Origin of the sequence: Blautia sp. CAG:257 (assembly GCF_000433815.1) — a bacterium.
GTDB classification, from domain to species: Bacteria; Bacillota; Clostridia; order Lachnospirales; family Lachnospiraceae; genus Blautia_A; species Blautia_A caecimuris.
In genome coordinates, this window is the sequence record NZ_HF999000.1 from 18,569 (window position 1) to 39,122 (window position 20,554).

Annotated in this window: 18 protein-coding genes and 1 tRNA gene; 15 read left to right on the top strand and 4 right to left on the bottom strand. The window is 42.5% G+C overall.

Annotated elements, in window-relative coordinates; translation table 11 throughout:
* The 3 genes from selB to selA all read left to right on the top strand — a co-directional run.
* The coding region (selB, locus tag QVP40_RS02525; protein ID WP_288200244.1) for a selenocysteine-specific translation elongation factor at positions 1-1,973 on the top strand (1,973 nt) is incomplete at its 5' end.
* Positions 1,974-2,042: 69 nt separating this feature from the next.
* Positions 2,043-3,080 carry a selenide, water dikinase SelD gene (selD, locus tag QVP40_RS02530; RefSeq protein WP_287575105.1) on the top strand — a complete coding sequence of 346 codons (1,038 nt, stop codon included), beginning with the start codon at positions 2,043-2,045 and terminating at the stop codon, positions 3,078-3,080.
* A gap of 11 nt (positions 3,081-3,091) precedes the next feature.
* Positions 3,092-4,516, top strand: coding sequence for an L-seryl-tRNA(Sec) selenium transferase (gene selA / locus QVP40_RS02535; protein ID WP_022066934.1), 1,425 nt, complete (start codon positions 3,092-3,094; stop codon positions 4,514-4,516).
* An 84-nt stretch (positions 4,517-4,600) separates the two neighbouring features.
* Here the strand turns inward: selA and QVP40_RS02540 are convergent.
* A tRNA-Sec gene (locus QVP40_RS02540) sits at positions 4,601-4,698 on the bottom strand.
* 300 nt (positions 4,699-4,998) lie between these two features.
* On the opposite strand from QVP40_RS02540, the gene fdhD reads away from it, so the two are divergent.
* Entirely contained in the window at positions 4,999-5,814 is an 816-nt protein-coding gene (fdhD, locus tag QVP40_RS02545) for a formate dehydrogenase accessory sulfurtransferase FdhD (RefSeq protein ID WP_022066935.1), read from the top strand.
* 6 nt (positions 5,815-5,820) lie between these two features.
* Here the strand turns inward: fdhD and QVP40_RS02550 are convergent, their stop codons facing one another.
* Complete coding sequence (locus tag QVP40_RS02550; RefSeq protein WP_022066936.1) at positions 5,821-6,612, bottom strand: nitroreductase family protein; 792 nt, start codon at positions 6,610-6,612, stop codon at positions 5,821-5,823.
* Positions 6,613-7,092: 480 nt separating this feature from the next.
* Between QVP40_RS02550 and QVP40_RS02555 the strand changes: the two genes are divergently transcribed.
* The 4 genes from QVP40_RS02555 to QVP40_RS02570 all read left to right on the top strand — a co-directional run bounded on the left by QVP40_RS02555 (position 7,093) and on the right by QVP40_RS02570 (position 11,328).
* Positions 7,093-7,851, top strand: a complete 759-nt coding sequence (locus tag QVP40_RS02555; protein ID WP_022066937.1) for a formate/nitrite transporter family protein — start codon at positions 7,093-7,095, stop codon at positions 7,849-7,851.
* The gene (locus QVP40_RS02560; protein WP_022066938.1) at positions 7,851-9,896 is read left to right on the top strand and encodes a DNA topoisomerase; all 2,046 of its coding nucleotides are present in this window, start codon (positions 7,851-7,853) and stop codon (positions 9,894-9,896) included. The genes QVP40_RS02555 and QVP40_RS02560 overlap by 1 nt, the downstream gene beginning before the upstream one ends.
* Positions 9,896-10,561 (top strand): acyltransferase, encoded by a 666-nt coding sequence (locus QVP40_RS02565; protein ID WP_147598271.1) that lies wholly within the window; start codon positions 9,896-9,898, stop codon positions 10,559-10,561. Before QVP40_RS02560 ends, QVP40_RS02565 begins: the two co-directional genes overlap by 1 nt.
* Positions 10,562-10,641: 80 nt before the next feature.
* Entirely contained in the window at positions 10,642-11,328 is a 687-nt protein-coding gene (locus QVP40_RS02570; protein ID WP_022066940.1) for a hypothetical protein, read from the top strand.
* 9 nt (positions 11,329-11,337) lie between these two features.
* On the opposite strand, the gene QVP40_RS02575 is transcribed toward QVP40_RS02570, so the two are convergent.
* Positions 11,338-12,087 carry a TraX family protein gene (locus QVP40_RS02575; RefSeq protein WP_022066941.1) on the bottom strand — a complete coding sequence of 250 codons (750 nt, stop codon included), beginning with the start codon at positions 12,085-12,087 and terminating at the stop codon, positions 11,338-11,340.
* A gap of 247 nt (positions 12,088-12,334) precedes the next feature.
* On the opposite strand from QVP40_RS02575, the gene QVP40_RS02580 reads away from it, so the two are divergent.
* The 4 genes from QVP40_RS02580 to QVP40_RS02595 all read left to right on the top strand — a co-directional run bounded on the left by QVP40_RS02580 (position 12,335) and on the right by QVP40_RS02595 (position 16,387).
* Positions 12,335-13,027, top strand: a complete 693-nt coding sequence (locus tag QVP40_RS02580; protein WP_022066942.1) for an iron-sulfur cluster assembly scaffold protein — start codon at positions 12,335-12,337, stop codon at positions 13,025-13,027.
* Positions 13,028-13,062: 35 nt separating this feature from the next.
* Positions 13,063-14,073, top strand: a complete 1,011-nt coding sequence (locus QVP40_RS02585) for a GGGtGRT protein (RefSeq protein WP_022066943.1) — start codon at positions 13,063-13,065, stop codon at positions 14,071-14,073.
* A gap of 653 nt (positions 14,074-14,726) precedes the next feature.
* Positions 14,727-15,305: a GNAT family N-acetyltransferase gene (locus tag QVP40_RS02590; RefSeq protein WP_022066945.1), complete on the top strand. Its 579-nt coding sequence runs from the start codon at positions 14,727-14,729 to the stop codon at positions 15,303-15,305.
* A complete protein-coding gene (locus tag QVP40_RS02595; protein ID WP_022066946.1) occupies positions 15,305-16,387 on the top strand; it encodes an acyltransferase family protein in 1,083 nt (360 codons plus the stop codon). Before QVP40_RS02590 ends, QVP40_RS02595 begins: the two co-directional genes overlap by 1 nt.
* On the opposite strand, the gene QVP40_RS02600 is transcribed toward QVP40_RS02595, so the two are convergent.
* Complete coding sequence (locus QVP40_RS02600; protein ID WP_022066947.1) at positions 16,384-17,664, bottom strand: glycosyltransferase family protein; 1,281 nt, start codon at positions 17,662-17,664, stop codon at positions 16,384-16,386. The genes QVP40_RS02595 and QVP40_RS02600 overlap by 4 nt on opposite strands.
* Before the next feature lie 269 nt (positions 17,665-17,933).
* On the opposite strand from QVP40_RS02600, the gene QVP40_RS02605 reads away from it, so the two are divergent.
* From QVP40_RS02605 to QVP40_RS02615, 3 genes are all read left to right on the top strand, one after another.
* Positions 17,934-18,950, top strand: coding sequence for an acyltransferase family protein (locus tag QVP40_RS02605; protein WP_288200252.1), 1,017 nt, complete (start codon positions 17,934-17,936; stop codon positions 18,948-18,950).
* Between the two features lie 53 nt (positions 18,951-19,003).
* Complete coding sequence (locus QVP40_RS02610; RefSeq protein WP_022066949.1) at positions 19,004-20,143, top strand: glycosyltransferase family 2 protein; 1,140 nt, start codon at positions 19,004-19,006, stop codon at positions 20,141-20,143.
* Between the two features lie 105 nt (positions 20,144-20,248).
* Positions 20,249-20,554, top strand: a 306-nt coding sequence (locus QVP40_RS02615) for a glycosyltransferase family 2 protein (RefSeq protein ID WP_288200255.1), incomplete at its 3' end; no start/stop codon positions are given.

The window sequence follows — 20,554 nt, forward strand, 5'->3', positions numbered from 1 at the left end:
ATAAGGAAGAAAGAAATACAATCCAGCCGGACAGGTTTTCCTCTCCGGTTTTTACAGGGGTTAAACTGATGAAATATGGAATTATAGGAACGGCAGGTCATGTGGATCACGGAAAGACCTGCCTGATCCGGGCATTGACGGGTATTGATACAGACCGTCTGAAGGAAGAAAAAAAACGGGGCATTACCATTGAGCTTGGTTTTGCCTGGATGGATTTCCCGAAAGGGGAGCGGGTAGGGATCGTGGATGTGCCCGGCCATGAAAAATTTGTAAAAAATATGCTGGCAGGCGTGGCTGGAATGGATATGGTCATGCTTGTGGTTGCGGCAGATGAGGGAATTATGCCTCAGACTGTGGAGCATCTGGACATTCTGTCCATTCTGGGGGTACGCTGCGGAGTGGTTGTGATCACAAAAACAGACGCGGCAGATCCGGAGCTTACAGAGCTGGTGGAGGAGGACGTCAGGGAACTGGTTAAGGGAACGTTTCTGGAGGATGCGCCTGTGGTTCCGGTTTCTGTATACAAAAATCAGGGGATAGACAGGCTTCGGGATACGCTGTATCAGATGTACCAGGGGCTTCCGGAGCATAAGGAAACCCGGGCCTTCCGCCTGCCTGTTGACCGCGTATTTACGCTGAAGGGATTTGGAACTGTTGTAACAGGAACGCTTTTTGGCGGAAGGATCAAAAAGGAACAGGAAGCGTATCTTTATCCGGAAAATACTTCTGTAAAAATCCGCAGTATTCAGGTGCATGAGACAAATGTGGAGGAAGCCCATGCTGGGCAGAGAGTGGCTTTGAATCTTCCTGACAGGAAAAAACAGGAGATCCGAAGAGGCGATGTGGTTGCCCTTAAAAACAGTATGTATCCTACCATGATGGCAGATGTGTCTCTGACTGTGCTGCGTCACACACAGCGCAGCGTAAAGAACGGAAGCCGGGTGCATGTGTATCATGGAACAAGGGAGCTTCTGGGAAAGGTGATCCTGCTTGACAGAGATGAGCTGAAAGCAGGGGAGACCTGTTATGCTCAGCTCAGGCTGGAAGAGGAAACGGTTCTGGAAAAGGGAGAGCGGTTTGTGATCCGGTTTTATTCCCCGGCAGAAACCATTGGAGGCGGAACGGTTCTGGATATCTGCCCCAGAAAGCATAAAAGAAATGACCAAAAGGTGCTGGAGGCCTGCCGGATCAAGGAAAGCGGAACCAGGGAGGAAATGCTTGAGCTTTCTGCCTGGGAGCACTGGGGAAGCTTTTTTACTTTGGAGGAGCTGGCAGGACGAAGCGCTCTTGATAAATCCGGGCTGAAACATACAGCGGGGAAGCTGGCGGAGCGAAAAATTCTGGTGCGTCTTAATGAAAACCTGTACATTCACAGGCAGGAAATGGATTTTTACCGGAAAAGGGCAGAGACAGTTCTGGATGAATTTCATAAAGCCAATCCTTTAAAGGAAGGCATGGGAATTGAAGAACTGCGAAGCAGGATGAAGATTGCAGAAGGAAAGCTTGCAGACGATATTCTTGCCGTTTTAAAGGCCGAAAAAGTAATCAAGGAAGAGCACGGACTGATCAGTAAAAAGCGTTTTCGGGTAGTTCTGAAGGAGGATGAGGACGCTATGGTAAAAGAAATCCTTAACCATTATCTGGATGAGGGCTTTGCGCCTCTTGCTACCGAGCTTTATCTGAAAGAACATAGGAATCAGAAGAAGTTTCCGGCTGTGTTTACGTCCCTTCTGAACAAAAAAGCGCTGATCCGGCTGGATGTTCAATACTGTGTTCACCGTGATTACTATGAGAAGGCAAAAACAGCCTTCCGGGAAATGGCAGAGAAGAAGCCGGAAGTTGCTCTTGGAGAATACCGGGATTATCTGGGCTGCTCCCGGAAGGTGGCGGTAGCCCTTTTGGAGCATTTTGATAAAAATGGTTTTACAAGAAAAACAGAGGGCGGAAGGGTTCTGAAAGCCTCTGGAAAATAAAGGTTATGGGAAATGAAGAAGGCTTTAAAGGAAAAGATGACAGGAAATTATGGAATGGAGGTGAGTGATATGGCAGACACAGAAATTCGTTTGACACAGATGTCAACTACCTCCGGCTGAGCGGCGAAAAAAGGTCCGAAGACCCTTGCCCAAGTTTTGGGTAAGCTGCCAAAATTTAATGATCCCATGCTTTTAGTGGGAACAGAAACTGCGGATGATGCCGCAGTATATCGAATCAGTGAGGAACTGGCAATGATCCAGACCGTTGATTTTTTTACCCCTGTGGTAGACGATCCCTATCTGTTTGGGCAGATTGCAGCAGCAAATGCTTTAAGCGACGTATACGCCATGGGAGGAGAACCTAAGGTGGCGCTGAATCTGGCGGCCTTTCCGGACTGTCTGGATATCGAGATACTGGGAAAAATCCTTCAGGGCGGCGCAGATAAGGTAATGGAAGCAGGAGCTGTGCTTGCAGGCGGTCATACCATTTCCGACAATGAGCCAAAGTACGGGCTTTGCGTCAGTGGGTTTGTTGATCCGAAAGCCATGTGGAAAAATTATGGAGCGCAGCCGGGAGACGTGCTGATCCTTACCAAGCCTCTGGGTACCGGAATTATTTCCACTGCCATTAAGGGAGAGCTTGCCTCTGAGGAAGAGATAAGCTCTGCGGTAAAAACAATGACTGCCTTAAATAAATATGCCAGGGATATTGCGGCGGAATTTGAAATCCACAGCTGTACAGATATCACCGGCTTTGGTCTGGCAGGACACTCCATGGAAATGGCAAAGGGAAGTGAAATGACGCTGGTTCTCCATACAGAAAAGCTTCCGGTTTTGCCCGGAGCAAAGGAATATGCCCGGATGGGACTGATTCCTGTGGGAGCATACAGAAACCGGGAATATCTGGAAGAGGATGTTTTCAGTGAAATTGCAGGAACCTGGCAGGAAGATCTTGTGTATGATCCCCAGACGTCAGGAGGGCTTCTTCTTGCAGTAAAAAAAGAAGATGCCGCTGAGCTTCTGGAACGTCTGGCTGAGCTTGGTTCTCCAGGCGCAGCTGTGGGAGAAGTAACCGGAAAACAGGAAAAATATCTGATATTAAAATAAGCGGACAGTATATGAATAAAAATGAGATTTTAAGACAGCTTCCGAAGATGGACCGGATCCTTCAGGAGCCGGAGGCGGAAGAGCTGTGCAGACTATATGGAAAAAACAGGATCCTTGGTATACTCCGGCAAGAGCTGGACAGTCTGAGAAAGGAGCTTCTGGAAGGGAAAGCAACAGAAGCTGCTGCTGAAAATGCTCAGCCAACAGAGCTTTTTATTTCCCGGCTGCTCCAACAGGCCGGGGAGAGGACAAAGGCGCTGGAAGAACCCTCTTATAGACGGGTTTTTAACGCAACAGGAATTCTTCTTCATACGAATCTTGGACGGGCGCCTCTTGGAAAACATCAGATGGAGGCCGCCTTTCAGTCCATGTGCGGATTTTCCAATCTGGAATACAGGCTTTCGGAGGGAAAAAGAGGAAAGCGGCAGGCTCACTATGCAGATGTGATCTGCCAGATCACCGGTGCGGAAGCTGCGGTGGCAGTGAACAATAACGCAGCGGCAGTGACTTTAATTCTTGCGGCTATGGCGTACAAAAAAGAAGTGATTGTTTCCAGAGGAGAGCTGATTGAGATCGGAGGGCATTTCCGTATCCCGGAGGTTATGGAGCAGAGCGGCGCCTTCCTTCGGGAAACCGGCTGCACCAACCGGACCAGGAGTTCGGACTATGAATCGGCAGTAACAGAAGAAACTGCGGCATTTCTGAAGGTCCATACAAGCAATTATAAGATTGTGGGATTTACAGAAGAAACCTCTGTGGAGGAGCTTTCTGCTCTGGGAAAAAAACACGGGATTCCTGTGATCGTTGATCTGGGAAGCGGAGTTCTGGTTGATCTGGAAAAATACGGGCTTGCCCATGAGCCTACAGTAGGGGAAATCCTCCGAAAAGGAGCGGATGTGGTCTGCTTTTCCGGGGATAAGCTTCTGGGCGGTCCTCAGGCCGGGATCATTGTTGGAAAAAAGGAATACATACAAAAAATGGAGCAGCATCCTCTGATGCGGGCGCTGCGCCTTGACAAATGCACAACTGCGGTTCTGGAAGCTACTTTCCGGGAGTATTTTTGTGAGAAACAGGCATGGGAAAACATTCCGGTTCTTAAAATGATCGCAAGAACCAAAGATGAGCTTCTTGCCCAGGCAGAAGAAATTTTCTGGGAACTGGATTCCTGCTCCTGTTCCGGAAAAATTGCAGTAACAGAGAGCAGCGCTGTGATCGGCGGAGGCTCCCTTCCGGGAGAAACAATGCCGGATTATGCAGTGGAAATTTTTCCGGAAAAAGAAACTGCACAGCAGCTGGCAGACCGTCTCCGTCTGCTTCCTGTTCCGATTGTTTCTCATATAAAAAACGACAGGGTTTTGTTGGAAATGCGGACGATTTCAGAGGAAGAGAAACGGGAATTTACAGCAGAACTGAAAGAAGCGCTTGATGAAAAATAAATTGTTTTTGCAGAAGCTGACGGATAAGCTTTTGAGGAGATAAAAAACGGCTGTGGAAATTGATTCCGCAGCCTCATTATATTCTGGCGGATGCCTGTGAGAATCGAACTCACCCAGGGCGCTCTTAACGTCCAGCACAGGTTTTGAAGACCAGGGGGCACACCAGTTACCCAACGACACCCAAAAATCTTTTTTATTATAGCAGTGTGAGAGATATTTTTCAAGACATTACGGCTTACTTTGTTTACAGCAGACTGGTTAAAATGCCTTCCAGATTATCTTCGGTGATGGCATTCTGTCCTGTATGTCTCGGGATAGCTGCCTGTGAACAGTAAAATCAAAAGTGCGCAGGAAAGCATTTTTGATGAGGGTGATTTGCCTTGCATATCTCAGTATAGGATATATAAATGCTAAAACAACTTGTGGGACAGTGATCTGTGGATGATAACTTCATAATTAAGGACTTCGGGAGAGAAAAGCTTATGAAAAAAACATTGGTAAATATAAAAAAAATAAAAAACAGACAGGAAATTTTCTGTGAAGATACTGTGGCGCTGGAAACAGAATACAGCCTTGTTGTAAACGGGCAGAAGCTGGTCAGATTAAGCTGTACGCCGGAAGATCTTAAGGAACTGGCTCTGGGACGGCTGTATACAGAAGGTCTGGTAAGAAATATCAGGCAGATCAGAAGTATTCAGATTCAGGAAGAAGAACAGACAATTTATGTTGAGATTTCTGAAAACGAGAATCAGGGGACAGAGAGAGAATCGGGGAAGAATACAGAAAATGAAGTGGAGAGTCTTATAGAATCCAGGGAAGAAGAGCTGGGTAAAACAGAGATGATACAGTATCGAAATGCAGAAACTACGATGCCGGAGAGGAAACAGCGGCCAGATGGGAATAGAATGGTCGGTTTTTCTGAGATCTTCTCCGCGGCAGAGGAGTTTTTCTCTCAGCCGGGGGAACTGTTCCGGGAAACCGGCTGCGCTCATTCCTGCGCGTTCTGGAAAGAAAAGGAGATAGTCTGCAGCTTTGAGGATATTGGCCGTCATAATGCTCTTGACAAGGTGGTGGGAAAGCTTCTGATTCAGGAAATTGATCCCGGAGACGGCGTGATTTTTACAAGCGGAAGAATATCTGCAGACTATCTCAAAAAAATCATCCAGATGGGAGTCACAACTGTAGTTTCCCGGGCTGCTGTCACAGAGGCGGCAGTTCTTCTGGCAGAAAAGTATGGGATTCTGTTACTGGGATTTGTAAGGAACCACACTGGAAATCTTTATGCAGGGCAGCTATAGCTTCTTTTATTTCCAGATCACATTGGCCTCTTTTCTGGGGGCTGTCCGTTCATAGAAAACATTGGGATAGCCAAGGAGCATACAGGCCTTAATAGTTTTTCCTTTTATGCCAAGCCAGTTCTTAAGATTTTCGTTTGCATTGGTAATGCGGGCAAGATAGCCGTTATAGAGTACGCCAAGTCCAAGAGATACAGCCATAAGCTCCATATTCTGGGCTGCAAGCCCGGCATCAAGAGGCCAGTCGGAGGTAATGTACGCCACTACAGGAGCATTGCGGAACAGATAATCATCGTTGCAGTCGGCTTTTCTGCGCTGATTGAAGGAAAGATAGGGAAGCATATCGGCTGAGGCGTTATCGTTGTGGGAGTTGGCGTAGTCTTCGATAAAATCCCAGACCTGCTGTTTGAGCGCAGCAAGTTCTTTTTGTACAAAAATAAAATGACAGTCCTGGTTGTTTTTGGCAGTGGCAGTGTAGCGGCCTGCCTGAAGGACTTTCTGAAGCTTCTCCTTTTCTACGGGAAGAGGCTTATAATCCCGGATACTTCTGCGGAATTTAATGGCGCGCAGCAGGGTGTCCGCTTCCAGGGAAAAAGTGGTTTTGTCATATATTTCCACATCATCCATGTCATAGCCGGGAATTGAAACAGCTTCTTTGGGGCAGATGGCAGCACAGTGACCGCAGTTCATGCAGCCGCCAGATGCCGAGGCCTTGTGGTCAGTGATGGAAATGCAGAAAACAGGGCAGTCCTTAACACATTTTCCGCATCCGATGCATAGTTCTTTGTTTATCTGGATCATGGTATCCTCCTTGTGCTGATGAGATTTGTTGAAATGGCTATAAGTGTTGCATAGTAAAATTTATATCCGTATTATACGCTGTCTGGATAATGGATTCAACAGGATTGTAGCAGGCGTGAACATCAGATAACCGGAAAGGGGGATGACGGGTGTATGGTAAAACATTCAGAAAGCTGTTTTTTGGGGGTCGCAGAGCAGATGAAGGAAATCATACACAAACAGGCTCAGCAAATTATGTTGAGAGAACCACAAAATAATGATATAATATGAACACTTAATGAATCCAAGCCAAAGGCGCAGGATGAATTTAGTGAGAATTTATACCTGGACACTTAGCGAGGACAAGCAAAGCGCAGGCAGAGGTTAGTGACCATGGTATTACCGAAACACTTAATGAAACCAAGCCGAAGGCTTCAATCCATAGGCGCAGGCGGGGGGCCTGGCTTATGTAAAAGCAGGAAAGGACAAGGGTGGCAAAAGATGAACTATGAAGATGTACAAAAGGTATCAAACGCGGCAGCGGCAAAATCACAGCTTGTAAACACCGGCTTCAGCAAATATTTTACAAGAGCTGTGATGGCAGGATTTTTTATTGTTCTTGCCATGATTTTTTCAAATGTAGTGGGCAATGTATTTTCCGGAGCAGGGCTTCCAGCCTGGGGCAAATTTTTCAGTGCGGTGGTGTTTTCCATTGCAGTTCTTCTGATTTCCATGGTAGGCGGCGAGCTGTTTACCGGAAACAATTTTGTTATGGCTTTCGGCGCCATTGACAAAAAAGTAACCTGGAAAGAAACCGGTAAGGTATGGCTGGTAAGCTATATCGGCAATTTTGTGGGCTGTCTGCTCCTGACTCTGATCTTTGTATGGGCAGGCGCAGCAGGAACCAAAGATTATTTTGCCGGCTTTATCAACAATAAACTTTCAATTCCGCTGGGAGAAATGTTCTTCCGGGCTGTTCTCTGTAATTTCTTTGTATGTCTTGGCGTTCTTTGCGGCATCAAGCTGAAAAGTGAGGCGGCAAAAATCCTGATGATCATCATGTGTATTTCAGGATTTGTGATCAGTGGATTTGAACACAGCATTGCGAATATGAGTACTTTTGTGGCTGCATATTGTCTGGTTCCGGGACTTTCCGTAACCGCCATGCTGAAAAGTATGCTGGTAGTCACAGTTGGAAATATGGTAGGCGGCGCAGTTCTTCTTGCCTGGCCGCTGAGAAAGATGAGTGCAGATCAATAATGGGAAAAGCTTTATACATAGCAGAAAAGCCAAGCGTGGCGCAGGAGTTTGCAAAAGCTCTTAAAATCAACGGACAAAGAAGGGACGGCTATCTGGAATCAGAGGATTCTGTAGTGACCTGGTGCGTAGGGCATCTGGTCACTATGAGCTACCCGGAAAAATATGATATCAAGTACAAAAGGTGGAGTCTCGATACCCTGCCTTTTTTACCGCGCGATTTTAAATATGAAATCATTCCGGCAGTGCAGAAACAGTTTAATATTGTCAGGGGCCTTCTGAACCGCCCGGATGTGGATACTATTTATGTGTGCACAGACTCCGGGCGCGAGGGTGAGTACATCTATCGTCTTGTGGCTCAGATGGCGGGGGTTCATGATAAGACTCAGAAGCGTGTGTGGATCGATTCTCAGACAGAAGAAGAGATTTTAAGAGGAATCCGGGAGGCAAAGGATATCTCAGAGTATGACAATCTTTCTGCATCCGCCTATCTCCGGGCAAAAGAGGACTATCTTATGGGAATTAATTTTTCCCGTGTTCTGACCCTGAGATATGGAAACAGTGTGTCCAACTATCTGAAAACAAAATATCAGGCTATTTCCGTGGGTCGTGTAATGACCTGTGTTCTTGGAATGGTTGTACGAAGAGAGCGGGAAATCCGTTCCTTTGTAAAAACACCGTTTTACCGGGTTCTTGGCAGTATTTCCCTTGAGGGTGAAAACTTTGACGGCGAGTGGCGGGCTGTGGAGGGCAGCAGGTATTTTCGGTCTCCGTATCTTTATAAGGAAAACGGTTTTAAAGAAAAACAGTACGCAGAGAAGCTGATCGGAGAACTCAGTCAGAATTCTCCGCTTGTCTGTCAGGTAGAAAAAATCGAGAGGAAAAAAGAAAACAAGAATCCGCCGCTTCTTTTTAACCTGGCGGAGCTTCAGAACGTCTGCTCCAGGCTTTTTAAGATCAGTCCGGATGAAACCCTGAGGATCGTTCAGGAGCTTTATGAGAAAAAGCTGGTGACCTATCCCAGAACAGATGCCCGGGTGCTTTCCACTGCGGTTGCAAAAGAAATTTACAAAAACATTTCCGGCCTTCGCAGATATCCTCAGATCGACGGGGCGGCAGATGAGGTTCTGGAAATGGGAACCTACAAAAATATTGCAAAAACAAGATATGTCAATGACAAGCAGATTACAGATCATTATGCCATTATTCCCACAGGTCAGGGACTGAGTGCATTGAATGGGATTTCCCTGACGGCTCAGAGGGTGTATGAGACGATTGTGCGGCGGTTTTTATGCATTTTTTATCCTCCTGCAGTTTATCAGAAGGTAAATCTGGTAACGGTTATGGAAAAAGAACACTTTTTTTCCTCGTTCCGTGTCCTTCAGAGCGAGGGATATCTGAAGATCGCAGCCAATTCCTTTGCGGCAAAAAAAGCCTCGGAAAAGTCCCAGGATTCCGAGGAAGAGGAAAACACCTCCTGCAACGAGGTACTTCTGGCAGCATTGCAGAAGCTGAAAAAGAATGATATACTTTCCGTAGATTCTCTGAGCATCAAGGAAGGAGAAACCTCTCCGCCCAAGCGCTACAATTCCGGTTCTATGATTCTTGCCATGGAAAATGCCGGTCAGCTGATCGAGGATGAAGAACTGAGAGCACAGATCCGGGGAAGCGGGATCGGAACCAGCGCCACCAGAGCGGAAATCCTGAAAAAACTGTTTTCTATTAAATATCTTTCCCTGAATAAAAAGACCCAGGTGATCACGCCTACACTTTTGGGAGAAATGATCTTCGATGTGGTGAACTGTTCCATACGGCAGCTTCTGAATCCTGAGCTTACAGCAAGCTGGGAAAAGGGGCTTACCTATGTGGCAGAGGGAAGCATTACCCCTCAGGAGTATATGGATAAGCTGGAGCATTTTGTGCGGGTACGGACTGTTCAGGTGGAACAGAGCAATTACCAGTATGCGCTGAGGCAGTTTTTTGATGCGGCGGCAGAGAATTATAAAAAGAAGCCTTCAGCTTCGAAACGAGGAGGAAAAGAATTATGATGAAAGATTTTACCATTGAGAAGCTTCTTGATCTGAAGGAAACAATGGCTGCAGAGCTTTTTGAGGGAAAAACGTATCCCTGGGAAGTACTTCCTGAGATTAAAGATTTTATCCTGAAGCTTGGCAAAACACTGGATCCGGATGAGTACGAGTACCGGGAGGGCGATATCTGGATTGCAAAATCTGCAAAGATCGCTCCTACTGCCTGCATTAACGGGCCTGCGATCATCGGTAAGGATACAGAGGTTCGTCACTGCGCGTTTATCCGGGGAAATGCCATTGTAGGAGAGGACTGCGTGGTAGGAAACTCTACAGAGCTTAAAAATGTGGTCCTTTTTAACTGCGTGCAGGTTCCTCATTATAATTATGTGGGAGATGCAGTTCTTGGATACAAATCCCATATGGGAGCAGGTTCTATCTGTTCCAATGTAAAATCCGACAAACAGCTGGTTGTTGTAAAGGATGGAGAGGAAAAAATCGAGACCGGATTAAAAAAATTCGGCGCCATGCTGGGAGACCATGTGGAGGTAGGCTGCGGATCTGTCCTGAATCCGGGAACTGTGATCGGCAGAAACAGTAATATTTATCCTCTTTCTCCGGTAAGAGGGTGTGTGCCTGCAGACAGTATTTATAAAAGCAGGACGGAAATTGTCAGTAAAAATTAAGGGAATATAGGAAATACAGAGAATAAAGCTGCGGTGATATACTTTGACCTGTAAAACATTATGTGAAAGGGGACAGAGTTATGAAAAAAGCAGCTTTATTTTTTTTGTTAGCAGTAATGTCAGGAAGTGTTCTTACAGGATGCGGTTCAGGTTCAGAAACAGTGGAAAAAACAGAAGTTACGGCAACGCCGAACCCCACAAAAGCTCCCAAAAAATCAGGAACTTCTGAGAAAACACCGGCAAATGAAAACAAATCACAGGGAACTTCCGGAGAAAAAGATAATTCTTCAGCAGGCAGCTCTGGTACTTCGGAAAACACACAGGAAGATACTTCCAGGACAATTGAAGAAAAAGTAGAGAGCGGAGAAATCACCCAGGGATGGAATTCAATTGTTCTTTATGATATTGACCTGAATGGAATTCAGGTAAAAAGAGCTGATGACGGAATCTGGTATGATGAAAACGGAGTTTCTTATGGGGATCTGGATAATGCAGATGAATCCCAGCCTATTGTCAACGAAAACGGAGAGATCTGGTACTGGAACGGAGATCTTGCAGAACAGGCAGCAGAAGAAAATTCCGATAACTCTTCAGAAGATTCTTCCGGTACAGAAGATATCAGTGATCCCTTTGATCTGTACAGCTGGGATGCGGGAACCGGTCAGTATATCCCGTTCCAACAGGCAGAGACGGATGCCTCTCCTGTCGGAAGAGGAAACGGCTGGTACTATTATGATGAAGAAAGCAGCGAGTTTCTTCCCTGGTAGGTTTTTGCATCAAAACAGGAGCCTGCGCAGGATCACAAGAACCGTAATGTGCAGCGGATAAAATACATAAAAGAAATATTTGGAAAGCTTTCCGCGGATAAAGCCTCTTTGTCCGTTATACATATTAATGGGCAGAAAGGCAAAGCAGGCTTTCCATTCATATGCAAGCCAACAGCTCCCTATGATCGCCTGGGGAGCTTTGTCATCTCTTAAAAGGTACATGATCAGAAGAAAGATAAAGCCCCTCCATCCATAATCTGCCTGAAGGAAAAAGGAAACGGCCAGAAGCCCGCTCAGGGTCAGGAATAGCCTGGTGCGGTTTTCCCGGAAATGTTCCAGTGCGCAGAAGGCAAGATAGCCCAGAAATAAAGTAAAAAATACATTTTGTTTTTTATAATGCCAGGTATCTGCAAACATGTAATTCCACGGAAGCTCAGAGATCAGGGCAAAGAGAAGCAGATTTCTGCCGTAATTTTTTCTGTTTCGGGTATGGGAAAAGCCTTCCAGCAGAAGAAAACAGAAAATAGGAAATGCAATCCGTCCGATATCCCGGCAGATACGGTAAGGCGTATAAGCGTTTTGCCCGATACAAAAAAGCGGAGTCAGGGCTGGAGGATACTGTGAAAGAAGAATACAGGCGCTGTGGTCGATTAGCATAACAAAAATGGCGATGAGCTTCAGTGCGCTTCCGCTTAAAATCTGAAATTTCTGCGGAAGAAAGGACGGCGGAAGAGCACTGCCGTGGTGATTTTGAGACATAGGAACCTCCTGTGTGATTTTTATTCAGTTTATCATATTCTGAAGGGGAATTCCAGAACAGGATTGAGAAAGAGCAGATACCTGTCTGTATAAAAAAGAATAAAATTATAAGAAGTGACAGGAAAACATGATATTTTTTTACAAAATTTGACTGGACTATTAGACAGTTTTATGAGAAAATATTGTAAGGTTGTTAAGGGTACCTTGACAACATTAAAGTAAATCTACACTTGAAAGGAGTTTTACAATGATTTATTCACGCGAAGTAGAAGAAATGTGTCCAGTGGCACAGGGCGTTCATCATGGGGCTGCTCCGATCCCGGAAGAAGCAAAATGGGTACAGGCAAAAGAAGTAAAGGATATTTCCGGCCTGACACACGGTGTTGGCTGGTGTGCTCCGCAGCAGGGTGCATGTAAGCTGACTCTGAACGTTAAAGAAGGTATCATCCAGGAAGCTCTTGTAGAGACTATCGGATGCTCCGGTATGACACATTCTGCAGCTATGGCTTCCGAGATCCTTCCGGGCCGTACTGTAATGGAAGCGCTGAACACAGACCTTGTTTGTGATGCAATTAATACAGCTATGAGAGAACTGTTCCTTCAGATCGTATACGGACGTTCCCAGTCTGCTTTCTCTGAGGACGGACTTCCGATCGGAGCAGGACTTGAGGACCTTGGAAAAGGACTTCGTTCCCAGGTTGGTACTATGTACGGAACTCTGAAAAAAGGACCTCGTTATCTGGAAATGGCAGAGGGTTATGTAACAGGTATCGCTCTTGATGAGGACAACGAGATCATCGGATATCAGTTCGTAAGCCTTGGAAAAATGACTGATTTCATCAAAAAAGGTGATGACCCGAATACTGCATGGGAAAAAGCAAAAGGTCAGTATGGCCGTGTTGACGATGCTGTTAAGATCATCGACCCGAGAAAAGAATAATTATTTTTAGATGAAAAAATCAGGAGGAAAAGTAAATGGCTTTATTTGAATCATACGAGAGACGAATTGACAAGATCAATTCTGTTTTAAACAGCTATGGAATCGCTTCTATCGAAGAGGCAGAAAAAATCACAAAAGATGCAGGTCTGAACGTTTACGACCAGATCAAAGGCATCCAGCCAATCTGCTTTGAGAACGCTTGCTGGGCATACATCGTAGGCGCAGCTATCGCTATCAAAAAAGGCTGCAAAAGAGCAGCTGATGCAGCAGCAGCTATCGGAGAAGGTCTTCAGGCTTTCTGTATCCCGGGCTCCGTTGCTGATACACGTAAAGTAGGTCTTGGCCATGGTAACCTTGGCAAAATGCTTCTTGAAGAGGAGACAGAGTGCTTTGCATTCCTTGCAGGCCATGAGTCTTTCGCAGCAGCTGAGGGTGCTATCGGTATCGCAGAAAAAGCAAACAAGGTTCGTCAGAAACCGCTTCGCGTTATCCTGAACGGTCTTGGAAAAGATGCTGCTCAGATCATTGCAAGAATCAACGGATTTACATATGTTGAGACAGAGTATGATCCATACACAAACGAAGTTAAGGAAGTATTCCGTAAATCCTATTCTGAGGGACTTCGTGCAAAAGTAAACTGCTACGGCGCTAACAGCGTTCCGGAAGGTGTTGCTATCATGTGGAAAGAGGGCGTAGACGTTTCCATTACAGGTAACTCCACCAACCCGACACGTTTCCAGCATCCGGTTGCAGGTACCTACAAAAAAGAGTGCCTGGAAAAAGGCAAAAAATACTTCTCCGTTGCTTCCGGCGGTGGTACAGGACGTACTCTTCATCCGGACAACATGGCAGCAGGTCCTGCTTCCTACGGTATGACAGATACACTTGGACGTATGCATTCTGACGCTCAGTTTGCAGGTTCCTCTTCCGTACCGGCTCACGTAGAGATGATGGGTCTGATCGGCGCAGGAAACAACCCGATGGTTGGTATGACTGTTGCTGTTGCTGTTTCCATCGAGGAAGCTGCTAAAGAAGGCAAATTCTAAGAAATGCTTTAAAATCAAGGTTTTTGGAGATGGTTAAACATCAATAAAAAACGTTGAAAACGGAGTATTAATACAATGCTTATACATTATTAATACAATGTTATCAGTACATTAAAAGCGGCATCCACAGAGATGCCGCTTTTTCATAATAATCTATTTTTCGGCCATAACAGACATAAATTCTAAAACAGCCATAATAAGAGAATAGATTAAAAATATTAATAAAAATATAAGGAAAAGAAACAAAGGGTAGACAGGAAAAATCAGATCTATGATTTTTCTGTAATTTATATACATGAGTATTAAGAATATTACCGTTGCTACAAATAAAAAACTTGTTATTAGCTTGGCGTGAGGTATCCAAAACAGTTCTTTCTTTTTTCTCGTTCTGATATTATTTTTGTACATAAAAATCCCTCCCATTTATGAATTGTATCGGCTTTTGTAATTTGTCAAATTTAATCTTTGGTGAGAGGTAATAAGGTGTATGTATACTTTAATCTGTGAATTTATGATATCATATCAAATATGCAAAATCAATTATTTTGACAGAAGCAGGAAACAGTAGAAGGAAACATTTCCACTGTGCAGAGGATTGACTTTCTTTGGAAGCACACCTTATAATATCTGAAAAAAGCAAGAGAGGAAAAATCATGAGTGAGATAAAAATCAGCGTAGCAGGTCCACAGGATGCCGAAGAATTACTGGAAATCTATGCTCCTTATGTGAGGGATACAGCAGTATCCTTTGAATATACTGTTCCTTCTCCGGAGGAATTCAGACAGCGGATCATTCATACGCTGGAAAAATACCCGTATTTAAAAGCAGAAAAGGATGGGGAGGTGATCGGGTATGCCTATGCGGGCCCGCTTCATCCAAGAGCTGCTTATGCCTGGTCTGTGGAAACTTCTATTTATGTAAAAAGGGATAAAAAACATCTGGGTATTGGAAAGCTGCTTTATGATACGCTGGAAAAGATCTTGAAAGAGCAGAATATCCTCAGTGTCAATGCCTGTATTGCCTGGCCGGAAAAAGAGGACGAATATCTTACCGGAGACAGCGTAAGATTTCATGAGCATATGGGTTATCGTAAAGTGGCGGAGTTTCATAAATGCGCCTGTAAATTCGGACGCTGGTACAATATGGTCTGGATGGAAAAGCATATTGGAGTCCATTCAGATAATCCGGCAGAAATAAAAATATTTGACGAAGTCCGGGGGATGCTGAAATAGTGGGAACACAGAAGGTAAAAGGAAAATTAAATAATATAGAGTTTATCAGATTCTTTTTTGCAGCAGCAATTATATATTTTCATCTTCTTCATTCTTTTATGATGCCTTATACGGGAGAATCGGTGATTTATCAGAATCTTGCAGAACAGTCAAAGTACGCAAAATATATTGTGGAATGTTTTTTTATTATATCAGGATATTTTCTGTACCGCTCTTTACTGTCCCGGCCTGAACAGAAAACAACTGATTTTTTATGGAAAAAAATTGTCCGTCTGTGGCCGGTACTGGCAGTTTCTACGGTTTTTTCAGTTGTATTTCTTGAAGTTCCGGCAAGCGAGGGGATTTTAAATCTCTTCTTTTTGCAGTCTACAGGGCTTACAACAGGGTGGACCGGTCTGAACTGGTATGTTTCCGCCTTCTTTTTTGCAGAGGTTTTTTATTTTCTTTTACATAAAGCAATGAAAAACTCAGCGGGAATGAAGCTTTTGATATGCGTAATCGCGTATTTTGGCTATACGTTGAATATTATGACTACAGACGGCGGCTTTGGCAGAAAAGTTGTTTACGGAGTATTCAGCCTTGCTATGGCAAGGGCGGTTGCCGGCATAGGAACAGGCTATCTTCTGGGAGTTTTTTATGATTCCGTAAAAGAAAAATGGGAAAAACCAGAAGGAGATCTTTTGCACGAAAAAAAGAGGACCATAATGATCTCTTTCATAGAGCTGGGAAGCTTTTTGTTTCTTCTGACAGATTTTTTTGCAGGAAAAAATGCAGGGAAAAATCAGTTTTCTGTAGTGGTCTTCTTCTGTATATTTTTCCTCTGTATGCTCACAGAAAAGGGGCTTTTATCCAGAATCATCAGCAGGACAGGTTTCTGCAGACTGGGAAAATATTCCTATTCCATATATGTAATGCAGGAAGCTGCTTTTTATATTCTCAGCCATACACTGTGGAAAAATGCAGGATTTTTAAAGCGATGTCCGGCAGCTGCACTGGGACTGTCTGTTGTCCTGACCATTCTTTTTGGCGCAGGTATTTATTATCTGGTGGAAAGACCGATGCAAACAGCGGGAAAAAATTAATTTTTCCTGCTGTTTGTAAATTTAGATGCAATTTCTACCAATTGGTGGGCTCTTGCTTCGAAAGAAAATTTTTCATGTATCAGAGTTTGTTGTTCAAGGACTGTTTGAGATATCTGGGAATAGTTATTTTCTATGTTATGAATGCAGTTTTTGAAATCTTGTCTGGTATGATAATACAGGATAGCGGTTGGGAATATTTTTTTTAATTCATCGCATTCATCGGAAATAACTGGAAGTCCACAGGCCAGCGCATCAAAAATCCGATTATTAATAAATTGCTTTTGCAGCATATCGTCCCAATGATCATTTAATGTTACTTTGGCTGAACGGTAGATATTGGGAAGTTCATAATTTTCTACAGAAGGCGATTCAAAAAGATCCATATGATCTTTGAGTATAGTATTCCAGCCACTTCCCCACATACGAAGCGGAATATTTTCATCAATGGCCCACATAACACAATTACGGGCTACACCTCTGGAATTCCCGATAAAAATATAGTCCCATTTTTTTTCCTGATGTTTATCTGCTGGAAAAAACAGCTCTGTATCAGTACATTGTAAAAGGGGAAAAACAGGTACTTTTACCTGATTTCTGATTATCTCAGCATAGTAATCAGAAGCAATACATACGACATCATAAAGATTGTATTCATCAATTGTAATCTTATCTGGATGACTGATGTTCCACATGATATAGAGCGCTGTTTTGTTACGGCGGTCAGGGCGGTAGAAATAGGTTCCTCTTAAAACAAGAACAACATCAGCGCCTTCTTCACATCCCCAGTCTTCTCGTGTATCAATAATAACAAAACAATTCAGACGCTCCAGGTACTTTTTCAGAGCTAATGCATAGGGATAATCACCCCACAGTACTTTATCTTTACCTTCTGGAGCAGGACATTTGATTACCCAGATTGGACGCCCGCCAGCAGAACGTTTATTTTCAGCCGACATTGTCTTCCATCTATCCCGGCGCTTAAGTTCCCAGTCAAGATGATCATTTATGGTTGATGCAATACGATTATGTTCGGTTGTGATATGGTGCAGGAGATTTTGAATATTATTTTGTTGTTGCTTTGTTATATGTGTTTCCAGAGAGGAGAGTTGCTGTATGATTTCGTCAAAAGATGCACTCTGATAGTTGGTTAATTGGTTGAATAGAGCAGATTGCTTTTCAATTTGATTTGTATAAGTACTTTCAAGGTCTTTAATTTTTGCGTCAACATAGGTTCTGCTGACCGGGACAAAGCGCCGGAGATATTTTTTTATTTTCATAAATTCCCTCATAAAATAAATGTTTGTAGTCTTTTGTATATCATAGCATGATGCTGCAAAAGATTCATGATAATTACGTGAATGTGAATGAAAATTAATTAATAGATAATAAGATTGTTTTATTGTTGTGAGAAATAAAAACTGTTTGTAACAAAAATGTTACATTGGTTTGTAGTTAAACTTGATATTATGATAGTATCATGTTATACTTACGAAAAAATGTAATACAGAGGATTGATATGAATTATATACCACAAGCAGAAAATTGTATGAAAAAAGGCGGAAGGATTGAAACAATTGATATTGCAAAAGGGTTAGGGATATTATTTGTAGTGTGGTCTCATGCAAAAGGTCCTTTTACGCCGTATATGTATCAATTTCATATGCCGTTATTTTTTTTGATTTCAGGTTTCCTTTTTAACAGCAGAAATACTCCGGCTCAGTTTCTTGGCAAAAAGGTCAGCTCTTTATATATTCCTTTTGTATTTTGGAATCTTTGCTCTCTTCTGATTACAACAGTTCTTCATATACAGGAGTTTTCAGATATCCATTTGGTTAAAAAAATACTTAAAATTATTCTTACATTAGACAAGGACGGCAAATTTATGGGAGCGACCTGGTTCTTGGGAGCTTTATTTGTTGTATCAGTAGTGTATAAATTAATGGATTATTATATGCCATCGGTAAAAGGGAAAAGTATATTTCTTGTGATTTTATTTGGATGTGTTGCAGCAACTGGTTTTTCAATTAATTTTCCATATTTATTGAGCAGGACATTGATTCTTTCTTTTTATTTTGCAATCGGACGGGCAGCTAAAGAGTACAAAGAAGTAATATATGCATATCATTCAGGTATTTTGGTTTGTTTTTCAATTATATTGTTTGCCATAATTGGCCATTATAATGCCATCAATATGGCGAAGAATACATATACTTATCCGTTTTTATTTGCGATAGGGGCATTGCTTGCATCATATGTGGTTATTTATGTTTCGGAAATTTTGCAAAAAAGAACCATATGGATAAAAAAAGCATTGATTGTAATGGGGGAAAACAGTATTTCAATTGTAATCTGGCAATTTGTTGTTTTTTGGATTATTGAGGCAGTACAATTTAAGTTGTTTGGGATTCCTTTCGTACAACTTTTTGAAAATTATCCACCATATAAAACCACGAACGGCTGGTGGACTGTATATTTGATTGTTGGAACAGTTGCATCCATGCTGATTGGAGAAATTATTTCAGCAGTAAAGCAGGGAATTGGGCGTGTACGAAAAAGATTTTAATGAAGCCATATAAAATGTAATATTCAGAAATTTTACTGGGAGGAAAATAGATAGTGCAGCATGAAAAAGAAATACCGGATGTTTCAATTATTATTCCTACATATAACGTGGAGAAATATATTGAACAGTGTTTGAAAAGTTTATTCGCTCAGAAATATAAAAATTTTGAGATAATCTGTGTAGATGATGGTTCTGATGATCAGACGGTTTTTATAATTAAAAAATATATGCGGTTGAATAAAAGAATTCGATTATATGAATTACCGCATTGTGGTAAAGCCGGTATTATGAGAAACCTGGGAATAGAAAAGGCAGAGGGAGAATACTGCCTTTTTCTTGATGGAGATGATTTTTTTGAACCTGAATTAGTTGGAGATACATTAAAAAGAATCAGGGAAGATAAAAGCGATATATGCCTTTTTGATGCACGCTTGTATTATGAGAAATCCGGCAATTTTATAGATGCAGGGCACATGTTAAAAAAGGAGTATGTTCCTCAGAAGATTCCGTTTGAAGGCAAAAGCTTTCCTTATATTTTCAATATCAGTACAGGCTGTCCATGGACTAAATTATATCGGAAAAATTTTATAAAAGAAAATAATTTACAATTTATGGAAACACATCGTTCTAATGATCTTTATTTTGTATGCATATCACTGGCAATGGCAAAACGAGTTACGATTCTTGAAGAAAAACTGGTTAATTATCGAAAATCATCAGGAAGCTTGCAGGCTAATAATGCCAACAGTCCGTGGGACTGGTATGAAGCATTGAAAGCGGTAAGGACAAAATTAATGGAACTGGGAATTTATGAAGATGTTGAGTACAGTTATAAAAATTATGTTCTTGATGTCAGTTTTTATAATTTGGAATCAATGGGAAATGCTCAGGTATTTTCCATGGTATATGAAAAAATAAAAAAAGAGATTTTTAAAGAATTAGGTATGGAAGAGTTAAAAAAAGAAGAGATTAATTCCTGGAATGAGAAGTACTATGAGCAATATCTTCAGTTAAAAGCATCCGGTGAAAAAGAATATTTATTTTACAGGATAAAAGAATTGAAAAAAGAAAATCAATATTGGATGGAGAGGGCAAGGAAAGCAGAACAGGATACTAAAAATAATATTATATATATTACAGCCAGGAATATATGGATTATGGCTAGAAGAATATTGAGAAAGAAAGGAAATTAAAAAAGCATAGTATTATGTGTTTCGATGAAAGTGTTGGCAACAGGAATGTTCTATGTTAAAATGTACATAGCTGAAATTGGAACAATTTTATGAGAGGAAAGAAAAATGACTGTAAAAGTATCTGTGATATTACCTGTATATAATGTTGAAAAATATTTGAAAGAATGTTTGGATTCTATATTAAATCAGACATTACAGGAAATAGAAGTGATTTGTGTTGACGATGGGTCAACAGACCGTTCTCTGGAGATTTTGCGAGAATATGAAAAAAAGGATAAAAGAGTTATTGTACTGACTCAGGAGAATAAAGGCGCAGGCGCTGCAAGAAATAAAGGACTTGCTATTGCAAAGGGCGAATATTTATCATTTTTAGATTCCGATGATTTTTTTGCTTCCGGAATGTTGGAAGAA

Bases quoted from the DNA above. Each gene is read 5' to 3' on its own strand.
- QVP40_RS02585 (WP_022066943.1), top strand. From the start codon at position 13,063: ATGGCTTTATTTGAATCATACGAGAGACGAATTGACAAGATCAATTCT.
- QVP40_RS02605 (WP_288200252.1), top strand. From the start codon at position 17,934: ATGAAAAAAGGCGGAAGGATTGAAACAATTGATATTGCAAAAGGGTTA.
- selA (WP_022066934.1), top strand. From the start codon at position 3,092: ATGAATAAAAATGAGATTTTAAGACAGCTTCCGAAGATGGACCGGATC.
- QVP40_RS02580 (WP_022066942.1), top strand. From the start codon at position 12,335: ATGATTTATTCACGCGAAGTAGAAGAAATGTGTCCAGTGGCACAGGGC.
- QVP40_RS02590 (WP_022066945.1), top strand. From the start codon at position 14,727: ATGAGTGAGATAAAAATCAGCGTAGCAGGTCCACAGGATGCCGAAGAA.
- QVP40_RS02550 (WP_022066936.1), bottom strand. From the start codon at position 6,612: ATGATCCAGATAAACAAAGAACTATGCATCGGATGCGGAAAATGTGTT.
- fdhD (WP_022066935.1), top strand. From the start codon at position 4,999: ATGAAAAAAACATTGGTAAATATAAAAAAAATAAAAAACAGACAGGAA.
- QVP40_RS02575 (WP_022066941.1), bottom strand. From the start codon at position 12,087: ATGTCTCAAAATCACCACGGCAGTGCTCTTCCGCCGTCCTTTCTTCCG.
- QVP40_RS02555 (WP_022066937.1), top strand. From the start codon at position 7,093: ATGAACTATGAAGATGTACAAAAGGTATCAAACGCGGCAGCGGCAAAA.
- QVP40_RS02570 (WP_022066940.1), top strand. From the start codon at position 10,642: ATGAAAAAAGCAGCTTTATTTTTTTTGTTAGCAGTAATGTCAGGAAGT.
- QVP40_RS02560 (WP_022066938.1), top strand. From the start codon at position 7,851: ATGGGAAAAGCTTTATACATAGCAGAAAAGCCAAGCGTGGCGCAGGAG.
- QVP40_RS02565 (WP_147598271.1), top strand. From the start codon at position 9,896: ATGAAAGATTTTACCATTGAGAAGCTTCTTGATCTGAAGGAAACAATG.
- QVP40_RS02600 (WP_022066947.1), bottom strand. From the start codon at position 17,664: ATGAAAATAAAAAAATATCTCCGGCGCTTTGTCCCGGTCAGCAGAACC.